16 protein-coding genes are annotated in these 14812 nt (G+C 73.7%); 8 read left to right on the top strand and 8 right to left on the bottom strand.

Features of this window, described 5'->3' with window-relative positions; all coding sequences use genetic code 11:
• Positions 1 to 14: 14 nt before the first annotated feature.
• The gene (locus tag BGP03_RS22255) at positions 15 to 1202 is read left to right on the top strand and encodes a cytochrome P450 (protein ID WP_298796057.1); all 1188 of its coding nucleotides are present in this window, start codon (positions 15 to 17) and stop codon (positions 1200 to 1202) included.
• Here BGP03_RS22255 and BGP03_RS22250 read toward each other — a convergent pair.
• From BGP03_RS22250 to BGP03_RS22240, 3 genes are read right to left on the bottom strand one after another with little or no spacing between them, the layout of a single operon-like run.
• Positions 1186 to 4239, bottom strand: coding sequence for a BTAD domain-containing putative transcriptional regulator (locus BGP03_RS22250; RefSeq protein ID WP_298796055.1), 3054 nt, complete (start codon positions 4237 to 4239; stop codon positions 1186 to 1188). The two genes, BGP03_RS22255 and BGP03_RS22250, sit on opposite strands and share 17 nt — an antisense overlap.
• A gap of 17 nt (positions 4240 to 4256) precedes the next feature.
• A complete protein-coding gene (locus BGP03_RS22245) occupies positions 4257 to 5018 on the bottom strand; it encodes an alpha/beta hydrolase (RefSeq protein ID WP_298796053.1) in 762 nt (253 codons plus the stop codon).
• Complete coding sequence (locus tag BGP03_RS22240; RefSeq protein ID WP_296377728.1) at positions 5015 to 5335, bottom strand: putative quinol monooxygenase; 321 nt, start codon at positions 5333 to 5335, stop codon at positions 5015 to 5017. Before BGP03_RS22240 ends, BGP03_RS22245 begins: the two co-directional genes overlap by 4 nt.
• A 58-nt stretch (positions 5336 to 5393) precedes the next feature.
• Between BGP03_RS22240 and BGP03_RS22235 the strand changes: the two genes are divergently transcribed.
• A complete protein-coding gene (locus tag BGP03_RS22235; RefSeq protein ID WP_296377729.1) occupies positions 5394 to 6542 on the top strand; it encodes a DUF3500 domain-containing protein in 1149 nt (382 codons plus the stop codon).
• A 16-nt stretch (positions 6543 to 6558) separates the two neighbouring features.
• Positions 6559 to 7263: a dimethylmenaquinone methyltransferase gene (locus BGP03_RS22230; protein ID WP_298796051.1), complete on the top strand. Its 705-nt coding sequence runs from the start codon at positions 6559 to 6561 to the stop codon at positions 7261 to 7263.
• Here BGP03_RS22230 and BGP03_RS22225 read toward each other — a convergent pair.
• Positions 7253 to 8134: a 3-keto-5-aminohexanoate cleavage protein gene (locus tag BGP03_RS22225; protein ID WP_298796049.1), complete on the bottom strand. Its 882-nt coding sequence runs from the start codon at positions 8132 to 8134 to the stop codon at positions 7253 to 7255. The two genes, BGP03_RS22230 and BGP03_RS22225, sit on opposite strands and share 11 nt — an antisense overlap.
• A complete protein-coding gene (locus BGP03_RS22220) occupies positions 8131 to 8562 on the bottom strand; it encodes a transglycosylase family protein (RefSeq protein ID WP_298796100.1) in 432 nt (143 codons plus the stop codon). The genes BGP03_RS22225 and BGP03_RS22220 overlap by 4 nt, the downstream gene beginning before the upstream one ends.
• A 154-nt stretch (positions 8563 to 8716) precedes the next feature.
• On the opposite strand from BGP03_RS22220, the gene BGP03_RS22215 reads away from it, so the two are divergent.
• Entirely contained in the window at positions 8717 to 9544 is an 828-nt protein-coding gene (locus BGP03_RS22215) for a class I SAM-dependent methyltransferase (protein ID WP_298796047.1), read from the top strand.
• Here BGP03_RS22215 and BGP03_RS22210 read toward each other — a convergent pair whose 3' ends face one another.
• Positions 9545 to 10777 carry a glycosyltransferase gene (locus tag BGP03_RS22210; protein WP_296377733.1) on the bottom strand — a complete coding sequence of 411 codons (1233 nt, stop codon included), beginning with the start codon at positions 10775 to 10777 and terminating at the stop codon, positions 9545 to 9547.
• A 399-nt stretch (positions 10778 to 11176) separates the two neighbouring features.
• Between BGP03_RS22210 and BGP03_RS22205 the strand changes: the two genes are divergently transcribed.
• Complete coding sequence (locus BGP03_RS22205) at positions 11177 to 11314, top strand: 50S ribosomal protein L31 (RefSeq protein ID WP_363094255.1); 138 nt, start codon at positions 11177 to 11179, stop codon at positions 11312 to 11314.
• 10 nt (positions 11315 to 11324) lie between these two features.
• Positions 11325 to 11621, top strand: coding sequence for a hypothetical protein (locus BGP03_RS22200; protein WP_298796044.1), 297 nt, complete (start codon positions 11325 to 11327; stop codon positions 11619 to 11621).
• On the opposite strand, the gene BGP03_RS22195 is transcribed toward BGP03_RS22200, so the two are convergent.
• Positions 11566 to 12432, bottom strand: a complete 867-nt coding sequence (locus BGP03_RS22195) for a metallophosphoesterase (protein WP_298796042.1) — start codon at positions 12430 to 12432, stop codon at positions 11566 to 11568. The genes BGP03_RS22200 and BGP03_RS22195 overlap by 56 nt on opposite strands.
• Positions 12433 to 12531: 99 nt before the next feature.
• Here BGP03_RS22195 and BGP03_RS22190 point away from each other — a divergent pair, with 99 nt between their 5' ends.
• Together BGP03_RS22190 and BGP03_RS22185 are read left to right on the top strand one after the other, a co-directional pair.
• A complete protein-coding gene (locus BGP03_RS22190) occupies positions 12532 to 13848 on the top strand; it encodes a cytochrome P450 (protein ID WP_296377737.1) in 1317 nt (438 codons plus the stop codon).
• Positions 13845 to 14228: a PPOX class F420-dependent oxidoreductase gene (locus tag BGP03_RS22185; RefSeq protein ID WP_296377738.1), complete on the top strand. Its 384-nt coding sequence runs from the start codon at positions 13845 to 13847 to the stop codon at positions 14226 to 14228. Before BGP03_RS22190 ends, BGP03_RS22185 begins: the two co-directional genes overlap by 4 nt.
• Here the strand turns inward: BGP03_RS22185 and BGP03_RS22180 are convergent, their stop codons facing one another.
• A complete protein-coding gene (locus BGP03_RS22180) occupies positions 14229 to 14810 on the bottom strand; it encodes an NAD(P)H-dependent oxidoreductase (protein WP_296377739.1) in 582 nt (193 codons plus the stop codon).
• Positions 14811 to 14812 lie beyond the last annotated feature (2 nt).

Below are 14812 nucleotides of genomic sequence, written 5' to 3'. Positions count from 1 at the left end.
CGAGAGGAACGACCATGACGAACTCCGTCCACACCATCGACGTCCTGCCGGCCGAGCGCGAGGCCGGCCGCCCGTTCGACCCGCCCAGGGAACTCCACGGGCACGGGCCCCTCAGCCGGCTCCTGCTCCCGGGTGGCCACGAGGGCTGGCTGGTCACCGGCTACGACGTGGCGCGGTCGGTGCTCGCCGACCCGCGGTTCAGCTCCCGCAAGGAGCTCATGCGCCACCCGTGGATCGACTACGGCGGCTTCGAGATCCCCCCGGCGCCACCCGGCGAGTTCCTCCTCATGGACGAGCCGCAGCACAGCCGCTACCGGAAGCCGCTGGTCGGGAGGTTCACGGTCCGGCGGATGCGGCTGCTCGCCGAGCGCGTCGAGCAGATCACGGCCGAACACCTCGACGCCATGGAGGAGGCCGGGCCGCCGGTGGACCTGGTGGCCGCGTTCGCCCGGCCCATCCCCGCCATCATGATCTGCGAGCTGCTGGGGGTGCCGTACGAGGACCGCGGCTCGTTCCAGGAACAGATCGACACGTTCATGAACGGGGAGACACCCGACGAGGAGCTGATCGCCGCCTACACGGCGACCCAGGAGTACCTCGCGACGCTCGTGGCGGCCAAGCGCCTCAACCCCACGGACGACGCGCTGAGCGAGCTGACCGACAGCGATCTGGACGACGAGGAGCTCAAGGGGATCAGCCTGATCCTGCTCGCGGCCGGGCTCGACACCACGGCGAACATGCTGAGCCTGGGCACGTTCGCCCTGCTCAGCAACCCCGAGCAGTGGGCCGCCCTGCGTGATGAGCCCGCGCTCGCCGAGAACGCCGTCGAGGAGCTGCTGCGGTACCTGTCGGTGGCCAAGACCTTCCAGCGGACGGCGCTGGAGGACGTCGAGCTGGGCGGCCAGACGATCAAGGCAGGCGCGACGGTGATCCTGTCCTACGCCACCGCCAACCGGGACCCGGAGCGCTTCGCCGACCCCGACACCCTCGACATCCGGCGCCACGCCGGTGGGCACCTGGCCTTCGGGCACGGCATCCACGCGTGCCTCGGCCAGCAGCTGGCCCGCGTCGAGATGCGGGTGGCGTTCCCGGCGCTGGTGCAGCGGTTCCCGACGCTGCGGCTGGCCGGCGAGGTCGCCCTGCGTCCGGAGACGGCGGACATCTACGGGGTGAAGAGCCTCCCGGTCACGTGGGACAGGTGACCGCGACCAGCTCGGGCCAGCTCGCCTGGGCCCCCTCCCGGGCCGCCTCGGCGAACGCCTCGTCGCCGAGGCGGCTGCGGGCGGTCCGCTCGATCCGGGTCGCGTCCGGGTGGGTGCGGTCGGGCAGCCCCCGCACGGCGGCGCTGGCCGCGAGGAGCCGGGCGGCCTGCTCGTCCTGGGCGGAGAGCAGGGCCAGGTCGGCCACCCCGACGAGCACCTGGGCGATCAGCGGTGCGTAGCCGGACTCGGTGGCGGCCCGGCACGCCGCCGCCCGGTGGTCGCGGGACTCGTCGAGATCGGCGGTGAGGTAGCCCAGCAGGTCGTGGGTGACCGCGCGGATCAACGCCCACTGCGCCCCGTCGCCCAGCAGGTCCGTCGCGACGCCGAGCTGGTGACGGGCCTCCCCGGCGTCGCCGCACCACCGCGCGAGCTCCGCCTTCGCGAGGGCCAGCTCGGCCAGCGCGTCCGGCCAGGTGACCCGTTCGGCGTGCCGTTCGGCGTCGGCGAGGGCGGCGGCACCGGCGTCCTTGTCACCGGACAACCAGTACAGCTGGGCCTGGCGCGAGCGCATCCGGATCAGGTCCTCAACGGCCCCGACCTCCGCGACGACCGCGACCGCCTGCTCGAAGTACTCGCACGCCCGCACGAACTCGCCCCGCACGGCGATCCGCTCCCCCAGCTCGGTCAGGGCGAACGAGATGCCGTACCGCTCGCCCAGGACCCGGAACTCGGCGAGCGCCGTCTCGAGGTACTGGTCCGCCTCCCACCCGCCGTGGCCGAGGACGATCCGCATCTTGCCCATGTGCAAGCGGGCCAGCGCGCGCACCCACGGGTCCTCGCTGCCCAGCAGCGGCGCGAACGCGTCCAAGACGGCGTCCGACGACTGCAGCATCCTCTCCAGCGGGACGACGAGCCCCAGCACGGGGTGGTGATCCGGCACGCGCCGGCTGTACCGGTACGCCCGGTGGATCCACTCCTGCGCCTCGCGCTCGCCGCCGCGGCCGGCGCTCACGAACAGCACGACGAGCGCGTACACCAGGGCGCGGGTCTCGTCGGCGACCTCGCCCGGGAGCGCCGTGGCCGCGATGATCAGCTCGATGCCCTCGGACCGGTGCCCGCTGAGCCACCAGTACCAGCCGGCGCCCGCCGCGAGCCGCATCGCCTCCTGCCCCTCGCCGGCGGCGAGGGCGCCCCGCATCGCGGACCCGATGTTGTCGTGCTCGGTGCCGAGCACGGCGAGCCAGTCCAGCTGCTCGGCGCGGCGCAGATGGGGCTCCGCGGTCTCGGCGAGCTCGGTGAACCAGGCGAGATGCGCCCGGCGGGCCAGGTCCGGCTCGCCCGCCTCCACCAGCCGCTCGCGGGCGTACTCCGTGATCGTGGTGAGCATCCGGTAGCGCGGTGCGCCGTTGTCCTCGGTGACGACGAGCGACTTCTCGGCCAGCGAGGTCAACAGCTCGAGCACCTGCTCCGGCCCGACGCCGGCGCCGGCGCAGACCCGCTCGGCCGCGTCCAGGCCCGCCCCGCCGCAGAACACCGAGAGCCGGCGCAGGACCGCCCGTTCGGCGTCGGTGAGCAGCTCCCAGCTCCAGTCGACCACCGCCCGCAGGGTCCTGTGGCGCGGCAGGGCCGTGCGGCTGCCCCCGGTGAGCAGGCGGAACCGGTCGTGGAGCCGGTCACTGAGCTGGTCGAGCGACATCGTGCGCAGCCGGGCGGCGGCCAGCTCGATCGCCAGCGGCATCCCGTCCAGGGCCCGGCAGATGCGCCCCATCGTCTCCGACGCCTGGTCGTCGGCCACGAGGTTCCTGCGCACCGCGCCGGCGCGGTCCAGCAGCAGGCGGACCGCCTCCGGCGGGGCCAGCGGCTCGACGAGCCACAGCGCCTCGCCGGTGATGCCGAGCGGCTCCCGGCTCGTGGCCAGGATCCGCAGCCGCCGGCACTCCCCGAGCACCCGGTCGGCGAACGCCGCCACCGACTCGATCATGTGCTCGCAGTTGTCCAGGACCAGCAGCCCGTCCCGGTCACGGACCGCCGCGATCAGCCTGTCGGTGAGGTCAGCGTTCGAGGTGCTCCCGAGCAGGGCGTCCCGGAGCCCGAGTCCGGCGAGCGTGGCCTGCGCGACGTCACCGTCGGCGCCGACGGCGGCGAGCTCCACCAACCAGGCCCCGTCGGGCGGGGTGAGCGTGCGGGCGGTCTCGGTGGCCAGCCGGGTCTTGCCCGAACCGCCCGGCCCGATGAGGGTGGTGAGCCGGTGCTCGGCGACGAGGTCGCGAACCACGGCGACGTCGGCGTCGCGGCCGACGAAGCTGGTGAGCTCGGCCCGCAGGTTGGACGTCGGGCTCTCCGCCCGTCCGGCCGGCTCGCCGCGCAGCAGCGCGCCGTGCAGCGCGGACAGCTCCGGCGAGGGGTCGACCCCCAGGGCGTCGGCCAGGGCTTCCCGCGCGCGCTGGAAGACGAGCAGCGCCTCCGAGTCCCGACCGGCTGCGACGAGGGCGCGCATCAACGCGGCGACCAGCCGCTCCCGCAACGGATGTGCGGCGACCAGGTCCGTCAGCTCCGCGACGTCCCCGGGGCCGACGTCGGCGTCGAACCGGTCCTCCACGGCCGCCAGGCGCAGCCCCTCGAGCCGGGTGACCGCCGCGTCGAACGCGTCGCTGTCCTGCGGGCCGACGTCCTCCATGGCCACGCCGCGCCACAGGGCGAGGGCCTCCCGGGGGCGGGCCGCACCGACGAGGCGCTCGAACCGCACGGCGTCGACGGCGTCGGGGTGCACCGTCAGCCGGTAGCCACCGGCGCGGGCCTCGATCACGCCGCCCGGCAGGGCCGCCCGCAACCGGGAGGCCAGGCGCTGCAGGGCGCCCGGCGCGTCGGCGGGCGGATCGTCACCCCAGATCCAGTCGACGAGCGTGGGCCGCGGGACCACCCGACCCGGCTCGAGCGCGAGGGCGATCAGCAGTGCGCGCAGCCGGGCGCCCGGCACGTCGGCCGGGACGCCGTCGTCGGCCAGGACCTCGAACGGCCCGAGGATCCGGATCTGCACCTGGTGATTCTTCCACCTCACAGGTACTCGGTGACGGCGGCGGCGAACACCTCCGGCGCCTCGACGGGCACGAAGTGACCGACCCCCGCCACCGGGCGCAGGTCGAACGCCGTGAACCACTCCCCCAGCCGGTCGCTCCACTCCCGCGGGAACAGCGGGTCGTGGTCGGGCCACAGGATCGTGGTGGGCACCGTGATGGGCTGCGCGGGCGGCTGCTCGGCCAGCGACGTGGCCACCATGCCCGATCCCGCCCGGTACCAGCCGATCGACGCCGTGAACGCCCCCGGCGGGCCGTAGAGCGAGGTCAGGGCGTCCAGCCGGGCCCCGGACACGACGAAGTCCGGGCCCGACCAGTGCGACCAGAAGTGCCGCAGGTAGGCACGGACCGCGTCGGGACGGCCGTCGACGAGCTGCTCGGCCAGCTCCAGCTGGTGGAACGCCTGGTACCAGAACTCCCGCTGCGGCGACGGTTCCAGCACGCGGCGGCCGGCGCCGGGCAGCGGCGGCGTCACCACCAGCGCCTTCACGCGCTCGGGATGGTCACGGGCCAGCGCCTGCCCGACCCGGCTGCCCACGTCGTAGCCGGCCACCACGACCTGCTCGTCGGGCAGCTCGTCGAGCAGGCGCACCACCTGCCCGGCCGCCGACGGGTCCCCGTCCGGACGGGAGCCGAAGCCGACCAGGTCGGGCCGCAGCACCTCGGCGTCGAGCAGGCCGGCGACCGTGGCGAAGTCGTCACGGCTGCCGGGCCACCCGTGCAGTGCCAGGACGGTCGTCACGCGATCCGCTGCAGGCGCGTGATGGTCAGGCCGTTCTCGTCGAGGAGCTCCGGGATCAGCCCCGCGAAGCGGACGAGGTGCGGGGTGGCGAGGTGCGCGTCGAGCTTCTCCGCCGACTCCCAGTTCTCGTAGAAGAAGAACGTGCCGGGGTTCTCGACGCTCTGGTGCAGGTCGTAGTTGACGTAGCCGTCCTCCTGGCTGGTCGGCTCGATGAGCGCCTCCAGCTCCTTCTTCAGCTCGGCCTCCTTGCCCGGGGCGGCCGTCATCGAGGCGATGACGGTGAGCAGGTCGCGGCGGTCGTCGGTCGGTGTGGGCATCGTTGCTCCTCGGTCGGGTGGGCAGCATTCGACCACACCGCGCGCTAGGTTGTGTCCTGTGATCGACGTCGACGTTGACGAGGGGCGGGCCCGCCGCGAGGCGGCCGCACGGATGACGGACGCCGCCCGCAGGTGGCTCGACGGTCTCGACGCCGGGCAGCGCGCCGTGGCCACCGGTGCCGGGCCCGCGGACGACGACACCGAGCGGCTGCGGTGGTTCTACACGCCCACCGACCACGGCGGTCTCACGCTGCACGACCAGCGCCCGCCACAGCAGCGGGCCGCGATGCGGCTGGTGGCCTCGGGCCTGTCGACGGCCGGCTACGTCACCGTCGCCACCACGATGGGCCTCGAGAACGTGCTCGACCAGGCCGAGGGCTTCGTCGCCCTGTTCGACCGGGACCGCGGCCGCGACCCCGGCCGCTATTACCTGCGCGTGTTCGGCGAGCCGGGCGGCGCGGCGCCGTGGGGATGGCGGTTCGGCGGTCATCACGTGTCGCTCAACAACCTCGTCGTCGACGGCGTGCTGGTGGCCACCACACCGTGCTTCATGGGCGCCGACCCGGCGTCCTCCCCACTGCTGGGCGGCGCCGTCCACCGCCCGCTCGCCCGCGTCGAGGACCTCGCGCGCGAGCTCGTCGCCTCGCTGTCGCCCGAGCTCGCGGCCCGGGCGGTCCTGCTGCCCAAGGCCCCGCCGGACTTCATCACGGCCAACCGCACCGCCGTCTCCGAGGGCGACCGCGCCATCCCGCTCGCCGGCATCTGGCGCGACGAGCGCTTCCGCGACCCGGCGGAGTGGGCGAAGCTGCAGAAGATGAGCGACGCCATCGACGAGGCGGCCGCGTTCGACGAGGACGACCACCGCGCCGTCGAGTACACGCTCGCACCGAGGGGCGTCGCCGGCGCCGAGCTCGACGCCGGGCAGCGCGAGGTGCTGCGGCTGCTGCTGGGCACCTACTTCGAGCGCGTGCCGGACGGGGTGGGCCCCCGCTACGACGACGCCGCGCTCGACGCCGTGCACGTGGCGTGGGCCGGCCCGCTCGCACCCGGCGCCCCGCACTACTACCGCCTGCAGGGCCCGCGGCTGCTCGTCGAGTGGGACAACACGCAGCGTGGGGCCAACCACGCCCACTCGGTGTGGCGCGACCCCGTCGCCGACTTCGGCCTCGACGTCCTGGCCCGCCACCACGCCGCGCATCCGCACTGAGCCCGGAGGACCCACGGTGAGCAAGTCCCACCCCGACCAGTGGACGATCAACCCGAGCAGCGAGCCCGCCGACCCCGCGCTCGTCGCGGCGCTGGCACAGCTCGCCACCACCCAGATCGCCGACTCCGGCGGGCCGGTCGGCGTCGTCGGGCCACCCCTGCGCCATCTCGCGGGCCCGGCCGGGCTGTGCGGCACCGCCGTCACCGTCTGGACGAAGCCGGGCGACATCCTGCTCGTGCTCAAGGCCGTGGACAGCATCCGGCCCGGCGACGTCCTGGTGATCGACGGCGGCGGACGCGAGGACGCCGCGGTCGTCGGCGACATCGTCGGGGAGACCATCGCCGGGCTCGGCGCGGTGGGGCTGGTCGTCGACGGGGCGGTCCGTGACGTCGACGGTCTCGACGCCGCCGGCCTGCCCACCTTCGCCCGCGGCGCCCATCCGGCCACGGGCTCGAACACCGGGCCCGGGGCGATCAACGTCGCCGTGCAGTGCGGGGGCGTCGTCGTCCGGCCCGGTGACGTCGTCCGCGGCGACGCGAGCGGCCTGGTCGTGGTGCCCCGCGAGCACCTGGCGCAGGTCGTGGAGCTGACCACCGCCGTCGCCGAGCGGGAGGACGAGTGGCGCAGGCGGATCGCCGCCGGGGAGTCGCTGCCCGCGGCCACCGGCATCGACGCGATCCTCGCCGAGGTCCGGGGAGCCCCCGAACGCCCTACCCCCTGACGGGCACCCCGAGGATCTCCCGCGCCTGAGCGAACGTCGCCGGCGTCCGGCCCAGCCGTTCGACGAGGTCGACGGCGCCGCGCAGCAGCTCGGCGTTGCCCGGCTCCCCCGGCCCGGCGTGGTCCTCCAGCCCGACGCGGACGTGCCCGCCCCGGCGGATCGCGGCCTCGGCCAGGCCGCACGCGACGACGTCGCCGCCGAGCACCGCGACCGACCACGGCAGCCCCGACGGCGCGAGCATCTCCAGGTAGGCGTCGAGGGCGGTGGACGTCGGGGGCAGGCCGAACTCCAGCGCCCCGCCGAAGTACAGCTTGATCAGGGCACCCGGTGGCACCAGACCCCGCCGGTGCCAGGTCAGCGCCGTGCGCAGGAAGCCGGGCTCGAAGATCGAGATGCTGGGCGCGGCACGCAGCTCCGCGCACCGGGTGAACATGTGCGCCACGTCGGCGTAGGAGTTCTGGTACGGCCCGGGCGCGGCTGCGTCGGGTACGGTCCCGTCGCTGGTCAGGCCCACGTTGACCGAGCCGGGATCCACCAGCGCGAGCCCTCCGAGGGGCGCGAGTGCCTCCACGTGCGCCCAGCGTCGCTCCACCGGGATGCCCCGGGCGCCCGCCGCCATCGTCGGGTAGAGCAGCGCGTCCGGGTGGGCGTCGAGGACCGGGGCCCAGGCCTGCAGGTAGGGCTGGTGAGCGTGCACGCCGTCGGTGGTGAACATCGGGTCGTCGGTGTGGTTGTGCAGCACGGACGCGCCCGCCGCGGCGCCGTCGAGCAGGTCGTGCGCGATCTCCTCCGGGCTGCGGGGCACGTGCCGGTTGACCGACCGCGGGGTCGATCCGTTCACGGCCAGTTCCACGATCACGGGATCCGTCACGGGTGGGGAACCTGCCGCGTCGGTGCGGTGCCCGTCCAGGCCGCCGCCCAGGTCTTCGGCCCGAGCAGGCCGGACGTCGTGATGCCGTTGGCGCGCTGGAGATCCAGGACCGCGGTGGCGGTCTTCGCGCCGTAGCACCCGGTGCCGGTGAACCCGTAGCCCCGCTGCCGGTAGAGGATCAGCGCGCGGTAGTCCTGCTCCGCCGGCGACGCCGTCGACGGGAACCCGGTACCGCCGACGCTGCGCCAGGTCGGGAGGTCGAACTGGTAGGCGCCGAAGTGGCCGTTGGTGGCCACCACGTCGTAGCGGCCGCTGGACTCGCAGCCCCGCAGCGCCGACCAGTCCCCCGCCGGCGGATCGGCGCCCGCCGCCACGACGAGCACGGGGAGCGCCCCACCCAGAAGTGCGACGACGAGGAGGCCGCGCACCACGGAACGACGGGCGAGTTTCACGCGGCCGCGAGCCTCGACCGGAACGCCCGCAGCCACTCCTGGCGCTCCAGCGGCTGCCAGGTCAGAACGCTCCCCGTCACCGTCCCAATTCCGTCGCTGTACGGCGTTGGAGGGGTCCATGATCGCCACCATGAACGAGAGCTATCTCGCCGTCAACCGGGCCAACTGGGACGAGCGCGCGCCCGCCCACGCCGCCTCGCCCGATTACGCGCTGGACCGCTTCGTGGCCGACCCGGCGTTCCTGTCCGACGTGGTGCGCTTCGACGTCCCCCGGCTCGGCGACGTCGCCGGCCTGCGCGGCGTGCACCTGCAGTGCCACATCGGCACCGACACGATCTCGCTGGCCCGGCTCGGCGCGTCGATGACGGGGCTCGACTTCTCCCCCGCCTCCCTCGCGGAGGGCCGCAAGCTGGCCGCCGCCGCCGGCACCGACGTCGCGTTCGTCGAGTCCGACCTCTACGGCGCGCTCGACGTGCTGCCCGCGGCCGCGTTCGACCTGGTCTTCACCGGGATCGGGGCGCTGTGCTGGCTGCCCGACATCCGGCGGTGGGCGGCGGTCGTCGCGGGTCTGCTCGAGCCCGGCGGCCGGCTGTTCCTGCGCGAGGGGCACCCCGTGCTGTGGTCGATCGACGACCAGCGCACCGACGACCTCGTGATCCGGTTCCCCCACGTCGAGATCCCGGAGCCGACGGTGTGGGACGAGGGCGGCACCTACGTCGAGTCCGACGTGGAGTTCGTCCGCACCGAGAGCCACGACTGGAACCACGGCCTCGGCGAGATCGTGACGGCCCTGCTCGACGAGGGCCTGACGCTCACGCAGCTCGTGGAGCACGACTCCGTGCCGTGGAACGCACTGCCCGGGCGGATGGAGCGGATCGAGCCGTTCGGCGAGTGGCGCCTGACCGACCGGCCCGAACGCCTACCCCACAGCTACACGCTGCAGGCCGTCAAGCGCTGATCAGCGGTGGTCGTTGGCCACCAGCGGCGGCACGTTCCCGCCCGCGCGACGCACCGCGCGGCGGGCCGCCAGGTAGGCCAGCGGACCGGAGACGAGCGTGCGCAGCTGGTGGCCGCCGCTCGAGCCCGCGGTCTCGGCCGAGGTCTCGCGGTCGCTGATGGAGCGCAGCTGCGCGATGGCGGCCGGGATCCGGCGCAGCGCGGCGGCGCGGCCGATCGGGTCCAGCATGATCTTCGTGAGGTAGCCGCCGAGGCCGAGCGCGTAGCCGTCGAGCTGGCCGGCCAGCGCCGCGCCGGAGCTACGGTGGTGGTGCCACACGTAGGCCGAGGGCTCGTAGGCCAGCGTGTGGCCGGCGAGCACGAGGCGGACCATGAACTCGCAGTCCTCGCCGGCCTGGGCCGGGGTGCCCGGGCCGAGCGCGGGGTCGAAGCCGCCGAGCTCGGTGGCCACCGCGACGTTGACGGCCATGTTGGCGCCGACGCCGAACAGGCCGGGCGAGAACGGGAAGACGGCCGAGTCGGCCGGGGGCTCGGCCATGGAGAACCGGCGGCGGGCGAAGCCCTTCTGCCAGCCGAGCGCCGCGTCGGCCTCCTGCTGGGCGGGCGAGTCGAGCCGCGCGGCCATGACCGGACCGCAGACGCAGGCCACGTCCGGCTCGGCAAGCGCGGACGCCATCCGGCCGACCCAGCCCGGGTCGACCTCGACGTCGTCGTCGGTGAAGGCGACGAACCGGGCGCCACGGGCCATGGCCTCGACGAGGCCGCGGTTGCGGCCGGCGGAGGTGCCGCGGCGGTCCTCGCGGACGTACTCGACACGGGCGTCGTCGATGTCGCGGACGACGGTCTCGGTGAGGTCGTTCTCGGGGTCGTTGTCGACGACGAGCACCGTGAACTTCTCGTGCGTGCTGCGCAGCAGGCTGCGGACGCACCGGGCGACGTTCTCGGGGCGGTTGCGCGTGGCGATGACGACCGTGACCGCGTAGCGGACGGGCGCGAGGGCGAGCGGGGTGTGGTCGAGCTTCTCGCCGATGACGTCGAGCACGGTGGTGCGGATGGTCCCGGCCGAGGCGTGACCGTCGACGAGCGGAACGCTGACCTGGCCGGCGGGCACACCGTCGACCGTGACGAGCAGCAGGGCGGACGCGAACGTGCGCGCCACCTCCACGGGCTCGATGGGGTGCCGGACGTCGAGCTGTCCGACCCACACCGCCGCCGACGCCGGGAGCCCGGGCATCGGGAGAGGGTCCGCTGCTGCAGCCGTCAAGGTCATGACACAGAGACTCCTCGGCGCAACTGTGGCCACGCTGTGAAGAAAATGCCCACCTGGGGAAATGGCCTACGCAGTGTGACGTGGGTCTCTCACACGTTTACGTTCCGTCAGATGCGTCGGCAAGTACATGGGGTCGAGTCGGCCGGCTCGCAGCCACGACTCCACCGCGTCGACGTCGCCTGACGTGCGCAACGACCCGATCAGCACGGCGCTCGACGTCGGCCGCCGGTCGACGTCGCAGGGCTGCACGACTACGACGGGTGCAATCGGCCGATCACTGCACGTGACCGGCCCGAACGGGCAGCCCGTACTCACCATGACGCCGTGACCGCTCGCAGAGCGACACACCCCCGAGGAGTTCAGATGCGGGACGGAACCCTCATCCGCGAGGACGTCACGGCGTTCTCGCACCCCTTCCGGACCGGCAACACCCGCGTCCTGGATGCAGCCGGTCAGGTGGAGCAGTTCGATCGCCGCTATCGCGCCCGCAAGCAGGGGTAACGTCGCCGAGGTGCGCCAGCGGCCCGTCGTCGTCACCGACATGCGCGAGCCGGTGGTCGTGGTGCACCGCCGGATGATGCGGCAGCGGCTCGTGCTGATGGTCATCTGGATCGCCGGCTGGATCGTGGCGGGGCTGTTCGCGGAGAGCCACGGCTACCTCGCCACCGCGATCCTGATGGTCACCGGGCCGGGCGTGTGGCTCGTCCACTACGCGTGGCGGTGGTGGCGCCGGCCCGGCGAACGCGTTGCGGTCAGAGCCCCGACGAGGAGGGCGCTGGAAGGACCTGCCTCGGGAGCGTCTCGGTGACCGTCGTCCCGAACCTCTCGTCGCGGGGCTTCCACTCCCGCGGGTAGCCCAGCGACGCCTCGACGAACCGCACGCCGTCCTCGTAGATGACGCGCGGGATGTGCAGGTGGCCGTAGACCACGGCCGTCGCGCGGTAGCGGACGTGCCAGTCGGCCGTGGCCTCCGTGCCGCACCACAGCGCGAACTCGGGGTAGCGCAGCACGCGCGTGGGCGTGCGGGTCAGCGGCCAGTGGTTGACCAGCACCGTCGGCAGCGACGGGTCGATCGCGTCGAGCCGGCGGCGGCTCTCCTCGATCCGTGCGGCGCACCAGGCCTGCCTGCTCTCGTGGGGGTCCGGGAACAGCAGGTGCTCGTCGGTGCAGACCACCCCCGCCGTGTAGGCCGCGGCCAGCCCGTCGGCGAACGTCGACGTGCCCACCGGCAGGAACGAGTAGTCGTAGAGCAGGAACAGCGGCGCCACCACCACTGGGCCGCCCGCGCCCTCCCACACCGGGAACTCGTCCTCGGGGGTCAGGACGTCCAGCTCCCGGCACGTGTCCACCAGGTGCTGGTAGCGGTACTCACCGCGCAGCGACACCGGGTCCTTGGTGCGCGTCCACAGTTCGTGGTTGCCCGGCACCCAGATCACGCGCGCGAAGCGGCGGCGCAGCACTGCGAGGACCTCGGCCACGTCCTCGGTCTGCTCGGCCACGTCACCGGCGACGATCAACCAGTCGCCGTCGGAGGTGGGACGCAGGCCGTCGGCGACCGCGCGGTTCTCCGGGTGGCGCACGTGCAGATCACTGACGGCGAGCAGCCGCGGGGAGGTCACGGCCCCAGTGGTACCCGATGCGGGAGGGAGTGGCCGAACCGGGCCGCACGGCGGTAGCTTGACGGCAGGTTACCGATGGTAAGTAGCGGGAGGTCGGCCATGGCGTTGACGGGCGTACGACGGGGCATCCGGTGGGGGCTGCGCCACGGCCTGGTCAAGCGGGCCGTCGGGCAGCGCATGAAGGCCGGCGAGCCCACCGCGGCGCTGATGCTCGACCCCGCGATGAACATCGATCCCTTCCCCGCCTACGACGATCTGCGCGACCGCGGCCGACTGGTGAGCAACGGCATCGTGCTCAACACCGCCCACCACGACATGGCCACCGCGATCCTGCGCAGCCCCGACTTCGGCGTGGTCGGCGGTCCGAGCGGGCGCGCCGCCGGCGTCTTCGCCGCCCTCGCCCGGCTCGGGGGCCACGGCCCGCTCGGCCCGGCGGAGCCGCCGTCGATGCTCTCCACCGACGCCCCCGACCACACCCGCTACCGCAAGCTCGTCACCCGTGCGTTCAGCGCGAGGGCCGTGGCCGGGCTGCGCACCCGCACCGAGGAGATCGCCGCCGAGCTGCTCGACGGCCTCGCCGCCGCCGGCCCGGACGCCGACCTCATCGACGACTACGCCAGCCTGCTGCCCGCCACCGTCATCGCCGAGATGCTGGGCGCGCCCCTGGAGATGCGCCGCCAGTTCCTCGAGTGGGGCGCCGGCGCGGCCCTGTCGCTCGACGCCGGGCTGTCGTGGAAGGACTTCCAGCGTTCCGAACGCGACATCCAGGCGCTGCAGGACTGGATGACGGGGCACTTCGAGCAGATCCGCCGCCACCCCGGCGACAACATCCTCTCCGCGCTCGTGCACGCCCACTCCGCGGACGGCCGGCTCACCGAGGACGAGCTCACCAGCATCGCGATGCTGCTGCTCGCCGCCGGGTTCGAGACCACCGTCAACCTCATCGGCAACGGCGCGGCGCTGCTCACCGCACATCCCGACCAGCTCGCCGCGCTGCAGGCCGACCCGTCGCTCTGGCCGAACGCGGTGGACGAGATCCTGCGCTTCGACTCGCCCGTGCAGCGCACCGGTCGCATGTGCCAGCGTGACGCGGTGGTCGCCGGCGAGTCCGTGCACGCCGGGAGCCTCGTGGTGATCATGCTGGGCGGCGCGAACCGCGACCCCGCGAAGTTCCCCGAGCCCGACCGCTTCGACGTCGCGCGCGCCGGCGCGGGCGAGCACGTCGCGTTCTCCAGCGGCATCCACTACTGCCTCGGCGCCGGGCTCGCGAAGATGGAGGGCGAGGTCGGGCTGCGCGCGCTGTTCGACCGCTTCCCCGACCTGAGCCCGGCCGGTCCGCCGCACCGCAGGCCCACACGGGTGCTGCGGGGCTACGACGCGATGCCGGTGCGGCTGACCGCTACCGTCGACGCGTGACCGTCTCGACCGGCGAGCAACTCGCCGACGCCCAGTTCGTCTCCCTCACCACGTTCCGCAAGGACGGGACGGCGGTGCCCACGGCGGTGTGGGTCGCCGCCGTACCCGACGGGCTGGGCGTCTGGACGGTGGCCGACTCGGGGAAGGTCAAGCGGATCCGGCGCGACGGCACAGTGACGGTGGCGGTGTGCGATCTGCGCGGCACCCCCACCGGGCCCGCCGTCCCCGCCCACGCCCGAGTTCTCGACGCCGACGGCACCGCCCGCGTGCGCACCGCCGTGCGGCGCAAGTACAAGCTGCTCGGCCGGGTGCTCACCATCCTCAGCTCGCTGCGCCGGGGCGACGCCGGCAGCGTCGGGATCGCGATCACGCTCGACTGATCAGGCCTCCCGCAGCAGCTTGCTCGCGGGGATCCACGCCGCCAGGGCGTCGAGCATCACGGTGGCGCCCGCCGCCACCTCCTCGGTGGGGGTGAAGACCTTGTCGTCGCCCTCGCCGGAGATCATCTTCGCGACGAACGGGATCGGCACGGCGGCCGTCAGCGGCACCATCGAGAGCACCGACAGCACCGGCTTGAGCTGCTGCACCGCGCGGATGCCGGCGGCCACCCCGCCGTAGCTGACGGTGCCGACGGGCTTGTGGCGCCACTCGTGCGACAGGTAGTCGATCGCGTTCTTCAGCGCCGCGTTGAAGCTGTGGTTGTACTCGGGCATCACCATGACGAACGCGTCCGCGCGCTCGATCGTGGCGCTCCACGCCTTCGTGTGGTCGTGGGTGTACTGGCGCAGCATGGGGTGCTTCGGCTCGTCGAAGATCGGCAGGTTGACCTCGGCGAGGTCCACCAGTTCGACGTCGAAGCCACCGTGGTCCAGCGCGGCCTTCTCGATCCAGCGGCCGATGGGGAGGCCGACCCGTCCGGGGCGGGTGCTGCCGATGATGATCTGCAGGAGGGGGTTGCTCACGC

Origin of the sequence: Pseudonocardia sp. 73-21 (assembly GCF_001899645.1) — a bacterium.
GTDB lineage: Bacteria > Actinomycetota > Actinomycetes > Mycobacteriales > Pseudonocardiaceae > Pseudonocardia.
The sequence above is the reverse complement of the archived record's forward strand: the minus strand, read 5'-3'. Positions and strand labels throughout refer to the sequence as shown.